This is a genomic window from Streptomyces sp. NBC_00885, from assembly GCF_045207475.1.
Classification (GTDB): Bacteria; Actinomycetota; Actinomycetes; order Streptomycetales; family Streptomycetaceae; genus Streptomyces.
The window spans coordinates 1,543,390-1,559,571 of record NZ_CP108796.1; the positions used below are offsets into that span (position 1 = coordinate 1,543,390).

17 protein-coding genes are annotated in these 16,182 nt (G+C 70.3%); 6 read left to right on the top strand and 11 right to left on the bottom strand.

All coding sequences use genetic code 11. The annotated features are described in order from the left end of the window. Nucleotides 1-43 precede the first annotated feature (43 nt). The 5 genes from pucL to OHA61_RS07125 form a co-directional block, all read right to left on the bottom strand. On the bottom strand, nucleotides 44-967 hold the full coding sequence (gene pucL, locus OHA61_RS07105; RefSeq protein ID WP_324979775.1) for a factor-independent urate hydroxylase: 924 nt from the start codon (nucleotides 965-967) through the stop codon (nucleotides 44-46). A 5-nt stretch (nucleotides 968-972) separates the two neighbouring features. Next, complete coding sequence (uraH, locus tag OHA61_RS07110; protein WP_406302281.1) at nucleotides 973-1,362, bottom strand: hydroxyisourate hydrolase; 390 nt, start codon at nucleotides 1,360-1,362, stop codon at nucleotides 973-975. Continuing rightward, nucleotides 1,359-1,901, bottom strand: coding sequence for a 2-oxo-4-hydroxy-4-carboxy-5-ureidoimidazoline decarboxylase (uraD, locus tag OHA61_RS07115; protein WP_406302282.1), 543 nt, complete (start codon nucleotides 1,899-1,901; stop codon nucleotides 1,359-1,361). Before uraD ends, uraH begins: the two co-directional genes overlap by 4 nt. Before the next feature lie 769 nt (nucleotides 1,902-2,670). Next, on the bottom strand, nucleotides 2,671-3,054 hold the full coding sequence (locus tag OHA61_RS07120) for a helix-turn-helix domain-containing protein (RefSeq protein ID WP_361909475.1): 384 nt from the start codon (nucleotides 3,052-3,054) through the stop codon (nucleotides 2,671-2,673). Beyond that, nucleotides 3,051-3,299, bottom strand: coding sequence for a hypothetical protein (locus OHA61_RS07125; protein ID WP_324979903.1), 249 nt, complete (start codon nucleotides 3,297-3,299; stop codon nucleotides 3,051-3,053). The genes OHA61_RS07120 and OHA61_RS07125 overlap by 4 nt, the downstream gene beginning before the upstream one ends. A 170-nt stretch (nucleotides 3,300-3,469) precedes the next feature. Between OHA61_RS07125 and OHA61_RS07130 the strand changes: the two genes are divergently transcribed. Continuing rightward, nucleotides 3,470-4,522, top strand: coding sequence for a lytic transglycosylase domain-containing protein (locus OHA61_RS07130; protein WP_406302283.1), 1,053 nt, complete (start codon nucleotides 3,470-3,472; stop codon nucleotides 4,520-4,522). Nucleotides 4,523-4,579: 57 nt separating this feature from the next. Then, nucleotides 4,580-5,647, top strand: coding sequence for an RNA polymerase sigma factor (locus tag OHA61_RS07135; RefSeq protein ID WP_406302284.1), 1,068 nt, complete (start codon nucleotides 4,580-4,582; stop codon nucleotides 5,645-5,647). Nucleotides 5,648-5,665: 18 nt separating this feature from the next. Here the strand turns inward: OHA61_RS07135 and OHA61_RS07140 are convergent, their stop codons facing one another. From OHA61_RS07140 to OHA61_RS07165, 6 genes are read right to left on the bottom strand one after another with little or no spacing between them, the layout of a single operon-like run. Next, nucleotides 5,666-6,814 carry a vWA domain-containing protein gene (locus OHA61_RS07140; protein WP_406302285.1) on the bottom strand — a complete coding sequence of 383 codons (1,149 nt, stop codon included), beginning with the start codon at nucleotides 6,812-6,814 and terminating at the stop codon, nucleotides 5,666-5,668. Beyond that, on the bottom strand, nucleotides 6,807-7,715 hold the full coding sequence (locus tag OHA61_RS07145; RefSeq protein ID WP_406302286.1) for an AAA family ATPase: 909 nt from the start codon (nucleotides 7,713-7,715) through the stop codon (nucleotides 6,807-6,809). The genes OHA61_RS07140 and OHA61_RS07145 overlap by 8 nt, the downstream gene beginning before the upstream one ends. After that, nucleotides 7,708-8,634 carry an XdhC family protein gene (locus OHA61_RS07150; protein WP_406302287.1) on the bottom strand — a complete coding sequence of 309 codons (927 nt, stop codon included), beginning with the start codon at nucleotides 8,632-8,634 and terminating at the stop codon, nucleotides 7,708-7,710. Before OHA61_RS07150 ends, OHA61_RS07145 begins: the two co-directional genes overlap by 8 nt. A 10-nt stretch (nucleotides 8,635-8,644) precedes the next feature. Next, a complete protein-coding gene (locus OHA61_RS07155; RefSeq protein ID WP_406302288.1) occupies nucleotides 8,645-11,017 on the bottom strand; it encodes an aerobic carbon-monoxide dehydrogenase large subunit in 2,373 nt (790 codons plus the stop codon). Beyond that, entirely contained in the window at nucleotides 11,014-11,535 is a 522-nt protein-coding gene (locus tag OHA61_RS07160) for a (2Fe-2S)-binding protein (RefSeq protein ID WP_406302289.1), read from the bottom strand. Before OHA61_RS07160 ends, OHA61_RS07155 begins: the two co-directional genes overlap by 4 nt. A gap of 1 nt (nucleotide 11,536) precedes the next feature. Next, nucleotides 11,537-12,409, bottom strand: coding sequence for an FAD binding domain-containing protein (locus OHA61_RS07165; protein WP_406302290.1), 873 nt, complete (start codon nucleotides 12,407-12,409; stop codon nucleotides 11,537-11,539). Nucleotides 12,410-12,520: 111 nt separating this feature from the next. On the opposite strand from OHA61_RS07165, the gene OHA61_RS07170 reads away from it, so the two are divergent. The 4 genes from OHA61_RS07170 to OHA61_RS07185 all read left to right on the top strand — a co-directional run bounded on the left by OHA61_RS07170 (nucleotide 12,521) and on the right by OHA61_RS07185 (nucleotide 16,179). Beyond that, nucleotides 12,521-13,480 carry a LysR family transcriptional regulator gene (locus tag OHA61_RS07170; RefSeq protein WP_361909450.1) on the top strand — a complete coding sequence of 320 codons (960 nt, stop codon included), beginning with the start codon at nucleotides 12,521-12,523 and terminating at the stop codon, nucleotides 13,478-13,480. Nucleotides 13,481-13,646: 166 nt separating this feature from the next. Continuing rightward, entirely contained in the window at nucleotides 13,647-14,606 is a 960-nt protein-coding gene (locus OHA61_RS07175; protein ID WP_266482690.1) for an ABC transporter ATP-binding protein, read from the top strand. Continuing rightward, a complete protein-coding gene (locus OHA61_RS07180; RefSeq protein WP_328667147.1) occupies nucleotides 14,603-15,373 on the top strand; it encodes an ABC transporter permease in 771 nt (256 codons plus the stop codon). Before OHA61_RS07175 ends, OHA61_RS07180 begins: the two co-directional genes overlap by 4 nt. Nucleotides 15,374-15,375: 2 nt before the next feature. Continuing rightward, nucleotides 15,376-16,179, top strand: a complete 804-nt coding sequence (locus OHA61_RS07185; protein WP_389374012.1) for an MlaE family ABC transporter permease — start codon at nucleotides 15,376-15,378, stop codon at nucleotides 16,177-16,179. The last annotated feature ends 3 nt before the right edge of the window (nucleotides 16,180-16,182 follow it).

The window sequence follows — 16,182 nt, forward strand, 5'->3', positions numbered from 1 at the left end:
CCTGTACCTGACGCCGGCGCACGCGTCGGGGGCTGAGCAGGTGCTACAGGTTGGTCATGTCGAGGGGAATCTGCGGCTCGACTCCGTCCCGCAGGACCGTGGCCTCGATCAGACCGTAGGGGCGGTCCGCCGCGAAGTAGACCTCGTTGTCGTTCTTGAGCCCGAACGGCTGGAGGTCCACCAGGAAGTGGTGCTTGTTCGGCAGCGAGAAGCGGATCTCGTCGATCTCGCTGCGGCTGTTGATGATCCGCGAACCCATTTGGTACAGGGTCTGCTGGAGCGAGAGGGAGTACGTCTCCGCGAAGGCCTGGAGCATGTGCTTCCTGGCCTGCTCGTAGGACTTCTCCCAGTTGGGCATGCGCTCCTCGTCCGAGGACCAGTTGTAGCGCCACCTGGCGGACACCTGGGTCGCGAGGATGCGGTCGTGCGCCTCCTTCAGCGTCGTGTACTTGTCCTTGACGTAGCCCCAGAACTCGGAGTTCGTCGAGTTCATCACGACGAGGTCCTTCAGACCGGAGATGACCTGCCACTTCTCACCGTCGAAGGTGATCTGGGTGACGCGGGTCTCCTGGCCCTTGCGGACGAAGGAGTGCTTGACCTCGTCGGCTCCGATGAACTTGGAGTTGTTGTCCGAGGTCTCGATGCGCTCCCAGGCGTACTCCTCGATACGGATGCGCGCCTGGTGGATCGGCTCCTGACTGGTCACGAAGTGACGGGCCAGGTGGATGCCGAACTGCTCGGCCGACTCGATGCCGTGCTCCTTGGCGAACGCGTACACCGTGTTCTTGGTGGTGTCGGTCGGCAGGACGTTGGCGTTGGAGCCGGAGTAGTGGACGTCGTCCATGTCGCCGGAGAGGGCGACGGAGACGTTCAGGTCCTTGATGTGGTGCGTGTCGCCGTCCCGCGTGATCTTGACGACGCGGTTCTCTGCTTTGCCGTACTGGTTCTGGCCGAGAATCGTGGGCATGTCTGCTAGCTCCCTCGGTAAACGGAGTAGCCGAACGGGTTGAGCAGCAGCGGTACGTGATAGTGCTCGCCCGGCGTGACGGCGAAAGTGATCGTCACCTCGGGGAAGAACGCACCGCTGTCCCTTACGCGGGGGGCGTCCTGCTGCGCCTCGGCTTGCTTCTTGGAGAAGTACTCCTCGACCTCGAAGTCGAGACGTACATGGGTGGTGCCCTCCGGCAGCGCCGGCAGGTCCTTGCAGCGCCCGTCCTCATCGGTCGCGGATCCGCCGAGCGCCACCCACCCCGCGTCCCGGCCGCTGCGGGCCGCGAGCGAGATGGCGACGCCCTCGGCGGGGCGTCCGACGCTGGTGTCCAGGATGTGAGTGGACACCGAGGCGGTGGTTTCCGTGCTCATGCGCTCTCTTCCTCTACGAGACGGCTCAGCCGGATACGGTTGATCTTGCCCAGTTCGGTGCGGACGATTTCCCGCTCCTGCTCGGGCGAGTTCCCGATCCGCTCACGGACCGCGTCGCGCATCTGCTCACCGGTCCGGCCGGTGGCACAGATCAGAAAGACGTGCCCGAACGTGTCCTGGTAGGACAGGTTCAGTTCGAGCATTTCGGCCTTGAGCTCCTCGGAGGCCCCGGACATCCCGCTCTGCTCGCGGGAGGAGGTCGGGTCCCCGGGCTTCGGGCGGCCGATCGGCGGGTGCCCCGCCATCGCCTCGGCCAGATCCTCGGCGGACAGTTCGGCCATGGCGGCGTCACTGACGTCGAAGAGGGCCTCCACGGTGGCGTACGGACGCTGGGCGAGCAGCTTGCTCGCCCATGCCGAACTGGCGCACACCTCGTGCAGTGCGGCCAGGGCCGCGCTGTCCTGTGAGGCGTTGAACCGGGCGAGGCCCGCTGGGGGTTCGGGGGCCGCCCCCGACAAGGGGTGTGTGCCTGAAGTCACGGGAGCCTCCGTGGCTGCTTTTCGCTGGTTCGTTGGACGGGCTGCGAGTAGCTAACGCCCTCCGGCAACACGACGTCAACACTTTGTTGAAAACTCGGCAACGCGCAAGCCGCCGTCCGGGCATCCAGAAGGTCCACGGTGGCACAGAACCGCGGGGCGGGCAGGATTGGCATGTCCAGGTCACAGCGAGGCGCCGGATGCCGCGCCGGGCGCCGTGCGGACGGACATTAATAAATGCCGCTCAATGGACCATAAATAGGAACTACCCCTAACGGCCCACATCGCACAGCCCTCACGTAACTTGGCATAGACCAAGACGTTATGTGGATGTCATCGCAAACCGGCGCCCAGAAGACGCCGAGCAGGCGGCCGATGCCCGCCCCTGCCACCCCCGTAAAGGCAATTCGCCTCTCAGCATGCCCTCACATGGGAGAGAACTGTTGTGAAAGACATCCTGCTGTGGACCGCTCTGATCTTCGGTGCGGCGTGCACCGTACTGGCGGCCATGTCTCCGCCTCCGGCCGGCCGGATGTGGCGCACGGACCTGCAAGAGCTGGAACGCCGCCGACGTCTCAGGGCGGTTCTCGCAGCGCAGACCACGTTCCCTGTGCAACCACTGCCCTCGCCGCCGCCGGCCGAGAACATTCCGTCGCCGGACCAGGGGAATGAAGCTCCGTCATGGAGTGCGTGCAAATGCCTTGAATGGAAGCCGGAAGAGATGCACGCGAATTTGTAGGGCGGTCGGCTCCCGGGGGAAACCAACGGCCGCCTACGGACTCTCCGTCCGCGTCTTTGTTTCCCGGTTCAGGTAGTTGTAGACGGTGAATCGGCTGACGCCGAGCGCACCGGCCACCGTCTCCACACCGTGCCGTACCGAGAACGCGCCGCGCGCCTCCAGGGTTCGCACGACCAGCTGCTTGGTCTTGCGGTCCAGCTCGGACAGCGGCATGCCGTGCCGGCGCTCCATGGCTGCCAGGATGTGGTCGAGAGAGTCCGCGAGCTGCGGGAGCCGTACGGCGAGGACCTCCTCGCCCTCCCAGCTGAGTACGACATCGTCCTCGCGGGCGTCAGCAGGTGCGAGCAGCTCGCCCCCCATGGCGTCCACGAGCGGCTTGACGGCCTGTGCGAGTGCGTGGTCGGCGGGCTCGGTCATGCCTCGCCCTCCACCACGTTGACCTGCAGCGAGACCCGGGTGGCCCCGGCGGCCAGGGCCTTGCGCAGCAGCATGTCGACCGCGCCCAGCACCTCGTCGGCGCCGCCCTCGGCCGTATTGCCGAAGGGGCCCACATCCACCTTGTCCAGATCCGCGCTCTGGACGACCTCGCGGACGGCCAGCGCGTGCGCCGGCGGCTCGTCCAGGTCGAACGGCTCGGTCGTGAACTCCACTCTCAGTCGCACCATGCCCCCACGTTAGCGGCGCCCTTCGGCGCAGTCGTCGGCCTCCCGGCCCGGAAACAGCTCCGGAAAAGCTCCGGAAAAGGTACGACACGTCGCGACGGACGGACGCCGCTGCCGCGTAGAGCACATGAACGGGGCGCAGAGCAGCGGCACTGGGAGGGGTCTGCATCATGACTGGGCGCAAGCGCAGAGGTGTCCACGCGAGCGTGGTCGTCACGGCGGCCATGGCGGCACTGACCGCATCACAGGCACCGGGAACGGCGGCGCACGCACCGGCCCCGGCGAGGGTTCGCCCAGCCCCGCACGGGCCGAGCGTCTCCGGAGACGCCCCGTACCGCACCGAGCTTCCGCCCCTGCGGGCACGCGGCGCGGCACACGACGCCGAGAGCGGCACACCCGACGGCGGGGCGCTGCCCGCCACCGTCCTGGCCGCCTACCGGCAGGCCGAGGACCAGCTCGCGGACAGCAGGCCGGGGTGCCGTCTGCGCTGGCAGCTCCTCGCCGCGATCGGGCAGGTCGAGTCGGGGCAGGCGGGCGGCGGCCGGGTGCGGGCGGACGGCACGACGCTCACACCGATCCTCGGCCCGCGGCTGGACGGCAAGGGGTTCGCCGTCATCAGGGACACCGACGGCGGGCTGTACGACGGGGACGCCGCGTACGACCGTGCCGTCGGCCCGATGCAGTTCATCCCGGCGACCTGGGATGTCTGGGGCGCCGACGGCAATGGCGACGGACACAGGGATCCGGGCAACATCTACGACGCGGCGCTCGCGGCGGGGCGCTACCTGTGCGCGGGGGGCCGTGATCTTTCCCGGGCGGCGGACCTGGACCGAGCGATTCTCGGCTACAACCGCTCCGGTGCGTATCTGCGCACGGTCAGGGCGTGGTTCGCGTACTACCTCGAAGGCCACCGGGTCGTGCCGGACCAGGGTGACGGACCGGCGGTCCGCCCGAAGCCCAAGGCGCCCAGGAAACCGCGGCCAGCTGCGTCCCCCGCAGCTCCCGCACACCCGGCAGGCGCGTCCCCCGTGCCCAACTCCTCGCCCACGCCCGCCCCTTCACCCTCGCCGACGCAGAGCGGTGGGGCCGCCGCGGAGCCCTCGTTGCCGCTGCCGACCGTCCCGGATCCTCTCGGCGTGGTGCCCGGGCTCGGCGGGCTGACCAGCAACGGAACGGAATCGATGCGCGCCTCCCCCTCCACAAGCCCGGATACCGGGCGGTAATCTCCCCCGCGCCGGGCCTACGCACCTGCCCGGCCGGGTGAGCGCGAAGGGGCCCTCATGGCGACGGACACAGACGCGGCCGACGACCGGTGGCAGCGCGCCTGGAGCCACCGCGAGCAGCTGCTCAAGGTGGCCCGGCGCAGGTCCATGAGTCCGGAGGACGCCGAGGACGCCGTACACGAGGCGATGCTGCGCGCCGCCGAGCACCCGGAACTGGACGACGAGCGGCTCGGCGCCTGGCTGACGACGGTGACGATGCGGCTGTGCGTGGACCGCTACCGGCAGGTCAACCGGGAGAGCGAGGTGCGCAGCCAGCCGACGCTCCTGACACCGGTCCCGGTGCCGGTCGAGGAGGCGGTGTGCGACCGCGCGGAGGCCCGGTGGCTCGCCGTACGCAGCGGTGAGCTGCCCGCCCGCCAGGCCGAGGCCCTGTGGCTGAAGTCCGAGGATCTGGATGTGGGCCAGGTCGCCGTGAAGATGGGGCTGAGCTACCGGACGGTCGAGTCGCTGCTGGCGCGGGCCCGCAGGACCCTGCGCCATTCGCTGGCCGCCACGCTGGGCGGAGCCCTGTGGCTGATCGGGTACGGCCGCCCGCGCGGCGGGCATGCGCAGGCGGTGGCGGTGGCCTCGACGGCGGCGACGCTCGCGTTCGCGGGTCTGATCCTGCTGCCGCACGTCCAGGAGAGCGACGGGCCCAGCTCGCCGCGTCCTGCCTCCCCCGCGGTGTCACAGGCGGGGGAAGCGCGGGAGTCGGGCGGGGGACCTGCGCCGACCGCGCCCGCTCCCACCGCCTCGCCACAGGCCGATGCAAGCACCGGGCGGCCTTCCGGCGGCCCCTTGCTCACGTCCCTGCCCGGGGTTTCGCTGCCCCCTCTGCCTCCGCTGACGCTGACCGCTCCGGCCGTACCGGATGTCCCTGGTGTGCCGGAGGTGCCGGAGATTCCCGTACCCGGCCTGTCCGTTCTGCCGTCGGTGTCCGTGCCGTCCGCCTCCGTGCCGTCCGTGCCGTCGACGTCCCTGCCTCCGGCATCCCCGCCGTCGGCGTCGCTGCCCACGCGGGACCTTCCCACCGGGGACCTTCCCGTGGACATGTCGGACGCCGCATCGCCCGTCGCACACCCGTAGCAGGGACCAGCGGGCGAGTCATCGGCGGTGGCGCGGCGCGGACAGTGCGGCGGTGAAGTCGTCCAGGGCCGCGAGGTTGTGGGCGCTGACGACGGCGTCGCAGTAGGGCAGTGCCGCAGCCATGCCGGCCACGAGCGGACGGTAGCGCGGGCTTGCCGTGCGCGGGTTGACCCATACGACGCGGTAGGCGACCCGGGACAGCCGCGCCATGTGGGTGGCGAGGTCGTCGGGCGCGCCGGTGTCCCAGCCGTCGGAGATGATGGCGACCACGGCACCGTGCGCCATGCCGCGCCTGCCGAACCGCTCGTTGAACTCCGCCAGGCACTGCGCTATCCGGGTGCCCCCGGACCAGTCCGGGGCCGCCCGTCCGGCCCGTGTCAGGGCGTCGTCCGGCCCTGCCCGCCGCAGGGCGGGCGTGAGGCGTGTGAGCCGGGTGGCGAAGGTGAAGACCTCCGCGCGGGCTGCGCGGGCGGCACAGTAGAGCAGTTGCAGCATCGCGCGGGCATAGGGCTCCATCGATCCGGAGATGTCGCAGAGCACGATGAGGTCGCGGGGGCGGGCGCGGGGCTCGAAGCGGCGCAGCTGCAGCGGGTATCCGCCGGTGCGCCGACTGACGGAGAGGGTGCGGCGCACGTCGATGCGCCCACCGTGGTGCGCGGTGCGGCGCCGGCGGGACGGCCGGGTCGGGGTGCGAAGCACAAGGGTGCGCATCACCTCGGAGAGCCGCGCCAGTTCCTCGGCGGACAGGTCCGCGAAGTCGCGGTTGGCGAGACGGTCGAGCGGACTGGCGACGAAGGGTACGGGAGCCTCCCGCGGCTGCGCGTCGGCCTCCGGGCCGCGTCCGTCCGCGGTGGCCCTCCGCGCGCCGGGCGCGCGGCCGGGAACGGTGTCCGGGAGCGATCTGGCGGGATCGCCTGGCTGCCCGCGCTGTGCTCCCCGGTCGGCCGGGCCGCCGAAGACCTCGCGGAAGACCGCGTCGAACGGCTCGATCTGCTCGCGGTCGGACACCAGGGTGGCGAGCGCGCAGTGCCGCAGCTCGCGTGTCGTCGACGGTGCCAGCAGGGTGAGCGCCCGAGCGAAGCTCCGGGTGCGGTCGGGGCCCACCGCGATCCCTGCGCTGTGCAGGGCGGCGGTGAACGAGGCTGCCAGTTCCGGCAGGTCAGGCATCGGAGCCTGCCTCCGCCTCGACCAGCTCCGCCAGTCCGGCCCGCCGCACGGCCTCCAGGTCCTCGGCGTACTTGAGTACCGCCCCCAGGGTGCGGTCGGCGGCGTCGGCATCGAGAACGGAGAGCCCCAGCGCATGCAGCGCGCCCGCCCAGTCGATCGCCTCGGCGATGCCGGGTGGCTTCGTGAGCTCCTGCCGGGCACGCAGGCGCGCCACCCCGCGCGCCACGCGCGAGGCCAGCCACTCGGACGACTCCGGCACTCGTCTGCGGATGATCGCGGCTACTCGCGCGGTGTCCGGGTAGTCGATCCAGTGGTAGAGGCAGCGGCGTTTGAGCGCGTCGTGCAGATCCCGGGTGCGGTTGGAGGTCAGTACGGCCACCGGCGGCACCACAGCCGTGCGGGTGCCCAGTTCGGGGATCGTGACCGCGGCATCGGCGAGCAGCTCCAGCAGGAACGCCTCGAATTCGTCGTCGGCGCGGTCCAGTTCGTCGATGAGCAGCACCGCAGGCCGCGGTCCCGGATGGCAGATCGCGGCGAGCAGCGGCCGCGGCAGCAGGTAGTCCTCGGCGAACAGGTCGGCGTCCCGCAGTGGCTCCCCGCGGGACTCGGCCAGCCGGATGGCCAGTAGTTGCCGTGGATAGTTCCACTCGTACAGGGCCTCGGCCGAGGACAGTCCCTCGTAACACTGAAGCCGGATCAACGGGGTGTCGAGCACGGCGGCGAGCGCGCGGGCCGCCTCGGTCTTGCCGACGCCGGGCTCGCCCTCCAGCAGGATCGGCTGCCGCATGCGCACGGCCAGCAGCAGCGCGGTGGCCAGGGCGTCGTCGGCCAGGTAGCCGACGGCGTCCAGACGCGAGCGCAGGGCGGGGACATCGGGGACGAGGGGGTCGAGGTCAGGCATGCGCGTAACGGGAGGGGTCGTCGGCGAAGGCGTGCCGGCACCCCGGCCCGCAGAAGTAGACCCTGCTGCCGGCCCGGTCCAGTGAGGGGGTGGCGGGCGTGATCGCCACAGTCATGCCGCACACGGGATCCACGCCCTCGGCCACGGATTGAGGCGCTGCGGAGTCGGCTCCGGGGCGCACCGCTCGGGGCGCCTGCGCCCGCAGTGCGACGATCTCGGCGTAGACCGAGAGCGCGATTTCCCCCGGGGTCCGCGCGCCGATGTCCAGGCCGGCCGGGGTGTGGACACACGCGCGTTGGTCCGCGGTGAGATCCAGCCCGGCGAGCACCGCCGCGCCGCGCTTCGGACTGGCCACCAGCCCGATGTACGGGATCCCGGCGCGTGCGGCCTCGGTCAGCACGGTCTCCTCGTCGCGGCCGTGCGCGGCCATGACGACGACATCCAGATCGGGCGGCAGCGGCTCCCCGGGCGAGGCCGGCCGGGTGTCGAGGCCGAGCGCACGACCGACGTCGAGCAGAGCGCGGGCGATGGGGGCGTGTCCGTAGACGTACGCCAGTGTCGGGGGGAGGTTGGCCTCCAGGAAGATGTCGAGCGTCCCGCCCGACAGGCAGGGATTGGCCACCGTGACCAGGCCTTCGCCCGGCTCCGGCGCGCCTTCGGTCCCGGTGTCCGCGCCGGGCGTGATCCTCAGCAGCAGCGACTCGCCGGTCTCCAGCACCCGCAGGCCCTGCAGTTGCACCGTCGTTTCGGCACATGTGCCGCCCACGAAGCCCTCGACGGTGCCGTCGGGCAGCACCAGCGCGCTGTCCCCGGGCTTGGCGCTCGTGGGCCGTTCCGCGTGGACGACGGTGGCCAGGACGAACGGAGTCCGGCCGTGCCGGAGCACGTCCGCGCGGGTCAGCAGTTCGGTGTTCGTCATCGCGGTGGCCTCATGTGATCGCCAGGTCGGTGCGCAGCGGCCGGCCCTGGGCGGCCCGCCACACCGCGGCGGGCGTCAGCGGCATGTCGACATGGCGTACGCCGAGCGGCTTCAGCGCGTCGACCACGGCGTTGACCACCGCGGGGGGCGAGCCCACCGTGGCGGACTCGCCGACGCCCTTGGCTCCGATGGGGTGGTGCGGGGAGGGGGTGACGGTCTCGCCGAGCTCCCAGGACGGGCACTCGACCGAGGTGGGCAGGAGATAGTCCATGAAGGACCCGCCGAGGCAGTTGCCGTCCTCGTCGAAGGCGATCACCTGCATCAGCGCCATGCCGACGCCGTCGGCGAGTCCGCCGTGCACCTGACCCTCGACGATCATGGGGTTGATCCGGTTGCCGCAGTCGTCCACGGCGATGAACCGGCGGACCTTCACCTGGCCGGTGTCCACGTCCACGTCGGTGACGCAGATGTATGCGCCGAAGGGGAAGGTGAGGTTCGGCGGGTTGTAGACGCAGGTCGCGTCCAACTGGCCCTCGACACCCTCGGGCAGCTCCAGGTTGGAGTGCGCCGCGAGGGCGATCTCGGCCATGGTCTTTCCCTGGTCGGGGTCTCCCGTGACGAACCAGCGGCCCTTCTCCCACTCCAGGTCGTCCGGGTTCACTTCGAGCATCGCCGAAGCGACGATCTTCGCCCGCTCGCGCACCTTGCGGGAGACCATCGCCGCCGCCGCTCCGGACACCGGTGTCGAGCGGGAGCCGTAGGTGCCGAGCCCGAACGGGGTCTGGTCGGTGTCGCCGTGCACCACCTCGACGTCCTCGGGCGGGATACCCAGTTCCTCGGCGACGATCTGGGCGAAGGTCGTCTCGTGGCCCTGGCCCTGGGACTGCACGGAGATCCGCAGCACCGCCTTGCCGGTCGGGTGAACGCGCAGTTCGGCACCGTCGGCCATGCCCAGCCCGAGGATGTCCATGTGCTTGCGCGGGCCGGCACCGACGGCCTCGGTGAAGAAGCTGACCCCGATGCCCATCAGCTCGCCGCGCTCGCGCTTCTCGGCCTGCTCCCTGCGCAGGTCCTCGTAGTGCGCCATGTCCATCGCCAGCCGCAGGGCCCGCGGGTAGTCGCCGGAGTCGTACTCCCACCCGGTCTGCGTCCGGTACGGGAACTGCCCTGGTCGCAGCAGGTTACGCATCCGCAGCTCGGCCGGGTCCTCGCCGAGCTCGGCCGCGAGCAGGTCGACCATCCGCTCGACCAGGTACACAGCCTCGGTGACGCGGAACGAGCAGGCGTAGGCGACACCGCCGGGCGCCTTGTTGGTGTAGACGCCCGTCACGGTGCAGTCCGCGGCGGCCAGGTCGTACGAGCCGGTGAAGACGCCGAAGAAGCCGGCAGGGAACTTGGACGGTTGCGCGGTTGCGTTGAAGGCGCCGTGGTCGGCGATCACATGGACCCGCAGGGCCTGGATCTTCCCGTCCTTCGTCGCCGCGATCTCCCCGTGCATGTGGTAGTCGCGGGCGAACGAGGTACTCATCAGGTTCTCCGAGCGGTCCTCCACCCATTTGACCGGCTTGCCGGTGACGATCGAACCGACGACCGCGCACACGTAACCGGGGTAGATGCCGACCTTGTTGCCGAAGCCGCCGCCGATGTCCGGGGAGATGATCCGGATCTTGTGTTCCGGGATGCCGGCCACCATGGCGTAGAGCGTGCGGTGGGCGTGCGGGGCCTGGGTGGTGGACCACACCGTCAGCTTTCCGGTGATCGCGTCCATGTCCGCCACGGTGCCGCAGGTCTCCAGCGGCGCCGGGTGCGTCCGCGGGTACAGCATGTCCTGCTTCACCACGACGTCTGCGGCTGCGAAGACCTCGTCTGTGCGCTCCTTGTCGCCCGCCGACCAGTCGAAGATGTGGTTGTCGGTCTGCTGTTCCTTGTCGTCACGGATCACCGGCGCGCCCGAGTCGAGCGCCCGGCGGGCGTCGACGACCGGCGGCAGCGGTTCGTATTCCACGTCGATCAGTTCAAGGGCGTCCCGGGCGGCGTAGCCGTCCTCGGCGACGACGAAGGCGACCTCCTGGCCCTGGAAGCGCACCTTGTCGGTGGCCAGCACCGCCTGAGTGTCGTGCGAGAGCGTGGGCATCCAGGCCAGCCCGAGACCGGCCAGGGTCTCCCCGGTGATCACTGCCTTGACCTTCGGGTGCGCCTCGGCGGCGCTGGTGTCGACGGACACGATCCGGGCGTGCGCCAGTGGGCTGCGCAGGATCGCGCCGTGCAGCATCCTGGGGAGCTTGACGTCGTCGACGTAGGTCCCGTGGCCACGGACGAACCGCGCGTCCTCCTTGCGGGGCATCCGCCCGAAGCCGACCGGCCGTTCCTCGGTGGTCGTCATGTCCGCACCTCCTCACGGCCGGGTGCCGGCTCGGTTTCCGCGTCGGCGGTCCGCGCCGCGCCGCCGTGCTCGGCGGCCCACCGGATGGAGCGCACGATGTTCTCGTAACCGGTGCAGCGGCACATTTGTCCGGAGATGGCCTTTCGGATGTCCTCCTCGGACGGATCCGCGTTGTGGTCGAGCAGCCAGCGGGCGGTCATCATCATCCCCGGCGTGCAGAAGCCGCACTGCAGCCCGTGGCAGGCGACGAATCCCTGCTGCACCGGGTCGAGTTCGGCCCCGTGCGCCAGGCCCTCCACGGTCGCCACCTCATGGCCGTCGGCCATCACCGCGAGCACGGTGCAGGACTTCACCGGCGTCCCGTCCAACCAGACGGCGCACACCCCGCAGTTGGAGGTGTCGCAGCCCCAGTGGGTGCCGGTGAGCCCGAGTTCGTCGCGCAGGAAGTGCACGAGCAGCAGCCTGGGCTCCACGTCCCTCGTGTGCTGCTCGCCGTTCACGGTCACGGTGATCCGCATGTCACGCCTCCTGCCCCTGGGCGCGGGCGGCGGCGGTACGCAGCGCCCGTGCGGTGAGCTCCCCGGCCAGATGCCGCTTGTAGTCGACCGGGCCGCGCTGGTCGGCTGTCGGCCTGCACTCCTGCGAGGCGATCCGGCCCGCCTCGGCGAAGGCCTCCTCGTCCGGCCGTCCGCCGCGAAGGAAGTCCTCGGCCCCCTCGGCCACGAACCGTGGGGCACCCACTGCGGTCAGCCCGATCCCGGCCTCGGTGATGACCCCGTCGGAGATCTCCAGCACCGCTCCCGCGGCGACGACCGCCCAGTCGCCGACCCTGCGCTCGACCTTGCGGTAGGCGCTGGCATGCGAACGGATGGGCACTCGGATCTCCACCAGAAGCTCCGCTTCGCCCAGCACGGTCTCGTAAGGACCGAGGAAGAACTCCCTGATCCCGATGGTGCGCCTGCCGCCGGGGCCTTGGGCGACAAGGGTCGCCCGCAGTGCCGAGAACGCCGCGGACAGGTCCTCCGACGGATCGGCCTGGCACAGCGATCCGCCCACGGTGCCGCGGTTGCGTACGAGCGGATCGGCGATGACCCGTTCCGCGTCCCGCAGGATGGGGAAGTGCTCGCCGACGACCGGCGATGCGAGCAGTTCCGCGTGGCGGACCATCGCTCCGACGGACAGTTCGTGCCCGTCCACCCGGATCAACGCCAGCTCGTCGAGGCCGTTGATATCGATCAGGGCTTCGGGCTGGGCCAGCCGCAGCTTCATCATCGGCAGCAGGCTGTGTCCGCCCGCCACCACCCGGGCCTCGGGTCCGTACCGTGTGAGCAGCTCGATCGCCTGCTCAAGGCTGGTGGCGCTCTCGTACTGGAACGCGGCTGGAACCTGCATCGAGCCCTCCTGGAACGCTGTGCCCCCGTGCAGTGATGCTGCGCTTTTCCTCACCGGCCCTGCAATGCGTCGATAAGCATTCACTTATCCCCTTAAACGCGGGAAAATCGGATGGTGACCGTCACACAGCTCAGCACGTTCGTGCTGGTTGCCCGGCTCGGTTCAGTGGGCGCCGCCGCGCGGACTCTGGGCGTGAGCGAGTCTGCGGTGTCGCAGGCGCTCACCGCGCTGCGCACCCACTTCGGTGATCCGCTCATCCGGCGCACCGGTGGCGGTGGGATGCGTCTGACGCCCGCGGGGGCGCGGCTGCTGCCGGTCGCGTCGCGGATGGTCGCGCTGAGCGCGGATGCCGAGGCGGCAGTGCGGGCGGCGCGGGGCGCGCCCGACGAGCTGCGGGTCGTCGCCACGAGCACGCTGGCCGAGTTCGTACTCCCCTCACTCGTGGAAGCCTTCGACGGCCGCTCGGGGCGCAGGACCGAGACCTCGTTCGGGGTGGCCGCGGGCAACGAGGTACGCGTGCTGGTGGAGAACCGGCTGGCCGACGTCGCGCTCGGGCCGTATCTCGGCGCCGTCAGCGGGGGCGAACTGCTCAGCGAGCCGCTGTTCCGCACCCAGCTGGTCGTGGTGACCGGCGCGAGGTCGCCGCGGCCGCCGGGTCCGCCGCCGCAGTGGTCGTGGCTGGTCGATTCCTCCGGAACCGATCCGGACGCGGACTCCGGGCGGCTGCTGCGCCGGCTCGGTGTGGCCGAGGGGCACGTGTGGGTGTTCCCCAACCAGGCCGCGACCTGGGCGGCCGCCGCCGAGGGCGCGGGGGTGGCACCAGCTCTGGCCCATCTGGTCTCGCCCCGTATCCGGCGTGACGAGCTGCGCATACTGGAGACCCCGGCCACGCCGTCGGACGCGACGTGGCACGCCACCGTCCTGCGGCCCGAGCACCGTTCCCCGGCCACCGACGCGTTCCTGTACTTCCTGCACACTCCCGCAGCGACCCGCATCATGCGCGCGCCCGGCGCGGGCGTCCCGCCCTCCCGGTTCCGGCCGCCGGTGTACGTCACGCTCTGGGGCGGGTGAGAGAGCAGCCCTGCCCGCCGGGACACCCGCCGCCAAGATCGAGGGCGACCTGACGGTGTCCTGGTGGAAACCTCCCGGAAAAATTCTTCGGCCCGCAGCGACGGACCGGCCGCCCCTCCCCGTAGAGCAGATGTCGGAGCTGCTCCACGGCTGAAGGGTGAACCGGATGGGTGTCGAGATCTGTGTGGAAGGACTGACCAAGTCCTTCGGTCACCAGGTCATCTGGCAGGACGTTTCGCTGACGCTTCCCGCCGGCGAGGTCTCGGTGATGCTCGGCCCTTCGGGCACGGGCAAGTCGGTGTTCCTCAAGACGCTCGTGGGGCTGCTCAGGCCCGAACGCGGGTCGATCCGGATCGCGGGAACCGACATCACCGCCCTGCGCGAACACGACCTGTACGAGGTGCGGAAGCTGTTCGGCGTGCTGTTCCAGGACGGCGCGCTGTTCGGGTCCATGAACCTCTACGACAACATCGCCTTCCCGCTGCGTGAGCACACCCGCAAGCCGGAGAGCGCGATCAGACGGATCGTGCTCGAGAAGATGGACATGGTCGGCCTGATCGGCGCCGAGGAGAAGCTGCCCGGCGAGATATCCGGCGGTATGCGCAAACGGGCCGGACTGGCCCGGGCGCTGGTGCTCGATCCGGAGATCATCCTCTTCGACGAGCCGGACTCGGGGCTCGACCCGGTCCGGGTGGCCTATCTCAACCAGCTGATCGTCGACCTCAACGCGCAGATCGACGCGACCTTTCTGATCGTCACCCACGACATCGCCTCCGCGCGGCAGGTCCCGGACAACATCGGTCTGCTCTTCCGCCGCGAACTGGTGATGTTCGGCCCCCGCGAGAAGCTGCTGACCAGCGAGGAGCCGGTGGTACGGCAGTTCCTGAACGGCCGGATGCAAGGTCCGATCGGCATGGCCGAGGAGAAGGACGCGGCCCAGGTCGAGCAGGAGCTGGCACAGCTCGGCGATGCCGCCGACCCCGTACCGCAAGGCCTACCCGAGCTGACGCCGCGCCTTCTGCCCACCGCGGGGATCACCCGTCCGCCGCGCTGGGAGGCGATCGCCGAACGCGAGGCACTGCGACAGATGCGTGCCGCGGTGCGCGGAAGGGGGGCCGACGTATGAGCCTGTCGCCCACCGGAGCCCTCAGGCACACGGGCAACCTCTTCGCGATGGGGCTCGACGTCCTGCGGACGATACCCAAACGCCCCTTCCAGGCGCGGGAGTTCATCCAGCAGGCCTGGTTCATCGCCAGTGTCACGATCCTACCGACCGCGCTGGTGTCCATTCCCTTCGGCGCCGTGATCGCGCTGCAGATCGGCAGCCTGACCCGGCAGCTGGGGGCGCAGTCCTTCGCCGGTGCCGCGTCCGTCCTTGCAGTGCTGCGCGAGGCCTCGCCGATCGTGACCGCGCTGCTGATCGCCGGGGCGGGAGGCACCGCGATCTGCGCGGACCTCGGGGCGCGGAAGATCCGCGAGGAGATCGACGCGATGCAGGTGCTGGGCATCGACCCCATCCACCGGCTCGTCGTGCCGCGGGTGCTGGCGACGATGCTGGTGGCGGTGCTGCTCAACGGACTGGTCTCGGTCGTCGGCGTGGCCGGCGGCTACTTCTTCAACGTGATCCTGCAGAACGGCACGCCCGGCGCCTATCTCGCCTCCTTCACCACCCTCGCCCAGCTCTCCGACCTGTGGGCGGCCGAGCTGAAGGCCCTGGTGTTCGGCGCCATCGCCGCGATCGTCGCCTCGTACAAGGGGCTCACCGCCAAGGGCGGCCCGAAGGGTGTCGGCGACGCCGTCAACCAGTCAGTCGTGATCACTTTCATGCTGCTGTTCGTCACCAACTTCGTGATGACGGCCGCCTACTTCCAGATCGTGCCGCAGAGGGGATGACGATGGCGCTCACGCAATGGCTCGATGAACTGGGCACCCAACTGACCTTCTACGGGCGCTCGCTGGCATGGACCGGCCGGACCCTGCGCCGCTACAAGAAGGAGACCCTGCGGCTGCTCGCGGAGGTCAGCTTCGGCCGCGGTGCGCTGGCAGTCGTCGGCGGCACGGTCGGTGTCATCGCCTTCCTGTCCTTCTTCACCGGTACCGAGGTCGGCCTGCAGGGCTACGCGGCCCTCAATCAGCTGGGCACGTCGAACTTCGTGGCGTTCCTCTCGGCGTACTTCAACACCCGTGAGATCGCACCGCTGGTGGCGGGTCTGGCCCTCTCCGCGACGGTCGGCGCCGGATTCACCGCGCAGCTCGGCGCGATGCGGATCAGCGAGGAGACCGACGCGCTGGAGGTGATGGGCGTTCCCTCGCTGCCTTTCCTGGTGACCACCCGGATGATCGCCGGCTTTGTCGCCGTGATCCCGCTGTATGTGATCGGGCTGCTGTCCTCGTACTTCGCCGCGCGCACCATCACGACCGGCTACTACGGGCAGTCGACCGGCACCTACGACCACTACTTCCAGCAGTATCTGCCGCCGGTCGACGTGCTGTGGTCCTTCGGCAAGGTGATCGTCTTCGCCGTCGTGATCATCCTGGTGCACTGCTACTACGGCTACTACGCGAGCGGCGGCCCGGCGGGCGTGGGCGTGGCGGTCGGCCGTGCGGTGCGCACCTCCATCGTCGCCGTCAACATCCTCGACTTCTTCCTCAGTCTGGCGATCTGGGGCGCCAACACGACCGTGCGGATTGCGGGGTAGGGC

Excerpts from the sequence above, each read along its gene's own strand:
- pucL (WP_324979775.1), bottom strand. The coding sequence starts at position 967 with ATGCCCACGATTCTCGGCCAGAACCAGTACGGCAAAGCAGAGAACCGC.
- uraH (WP_406302281.1), bottom strand. The coding sequence starts at position 1,362 with ATGAGCACGGAAACCACCGCCTCGGTGTCCACTCACATCCTGGACACC.
- OHA61_RS07120 (WP_361909475.1), bottom strand. The coding sequence starts at position 3,054 with ATGACCGAGCCCGCCGACCACGCACTCGCACAGGCCGTCAAGCCGCTC.
- OHA61_RS07130 (WP_406302283.1), top strand. The coding sequence starts at position 3,470 with ATGACTGGGCGCAAGCGCAGAGGTGTCCACGCGAGCGTGGTCGTCACG.
- OHA61_RS07135 (WP_406302284.1), top strand. The coding sequence starts at position 4,580 with ATGGCGACGGACACAGACGCGGCCGACGACCGGTGGCAGCGCGCCTGG.
- OHA61_RS07140 (WP_406302285.1), bottom strand. The coding sequence starts at position 6,814 with ATGCCTGACCTGCCGGAACTGGCAGCCTCGTTCACCGCCGCCCTGCAC.
- OHA61_RS07145 (WP_406302286.1), bottom strand. The coding sequence starts at position 7,715 with ATGCCTGACCTCGACCCCCTCGTCCCCGATGTCCCCGCCCTGCGCTCG.
- OHA61_RS07150 (WP_406302287.1), bottom strand. The coding sequence starts at position 8,634 with ATGACGAACACCGAACTGCTGACCCGCGCGGACGTGCTCCGGCACGGC.
- OHA61_RS07155 (WP_406302288.1), bottom strand. The coding sequence starts at position 11,017 with ATGACGACCACCGAGGAACGGCCGGTCGGCTTCGGGCGGATGCCCCGC.
- OHA61_RS07160 (WP_406302289.1), bottom strand. The coding sequence starts at position 11,535 with ATGCGGATCACCGTGACCGTGAACGGCGAGCAGCACACGAGGGACGTG.
- OHA61_RS07165 (WP_406302290.1), bottom strand. The coding sequence starts at position 12,409 with ATGCAGGTTCCAGCCGCGTTCCAGTACGAGAGCGCCACCAGCCTTGAG.
- OHA61_RS07170 (WP_361909450.1), top strand. The coding sequence starts at position 12,521 with ATGGTGACCGTCACACAGCTCAGCACGTTCGTGCTGGTTGCCCGGCTC.
- OHA61_RS07175 (WP_266482690.1), top strand. The coding sequence starts at position 13,647 with ATGGGTGTCGAGATCTGTGTGGAAGGACTGACCAAGTCCTTCGGTCAC.
- OHA61_RS07180 (WP_328667147.1), top strand. The coding sequence starts at position 14,603 with ATGAGCCTGTCGCCCACCGGAGCCCTCAGGCACACGGGCAACCTCTTC.
- OHA61_RS07185 (WP_389374012.1), top strand. The coding sequence starts at position 15,376 with ATGGCGCTCACGCAATGGCTCGATGAACTGGGCACCCAACTGACCTTC.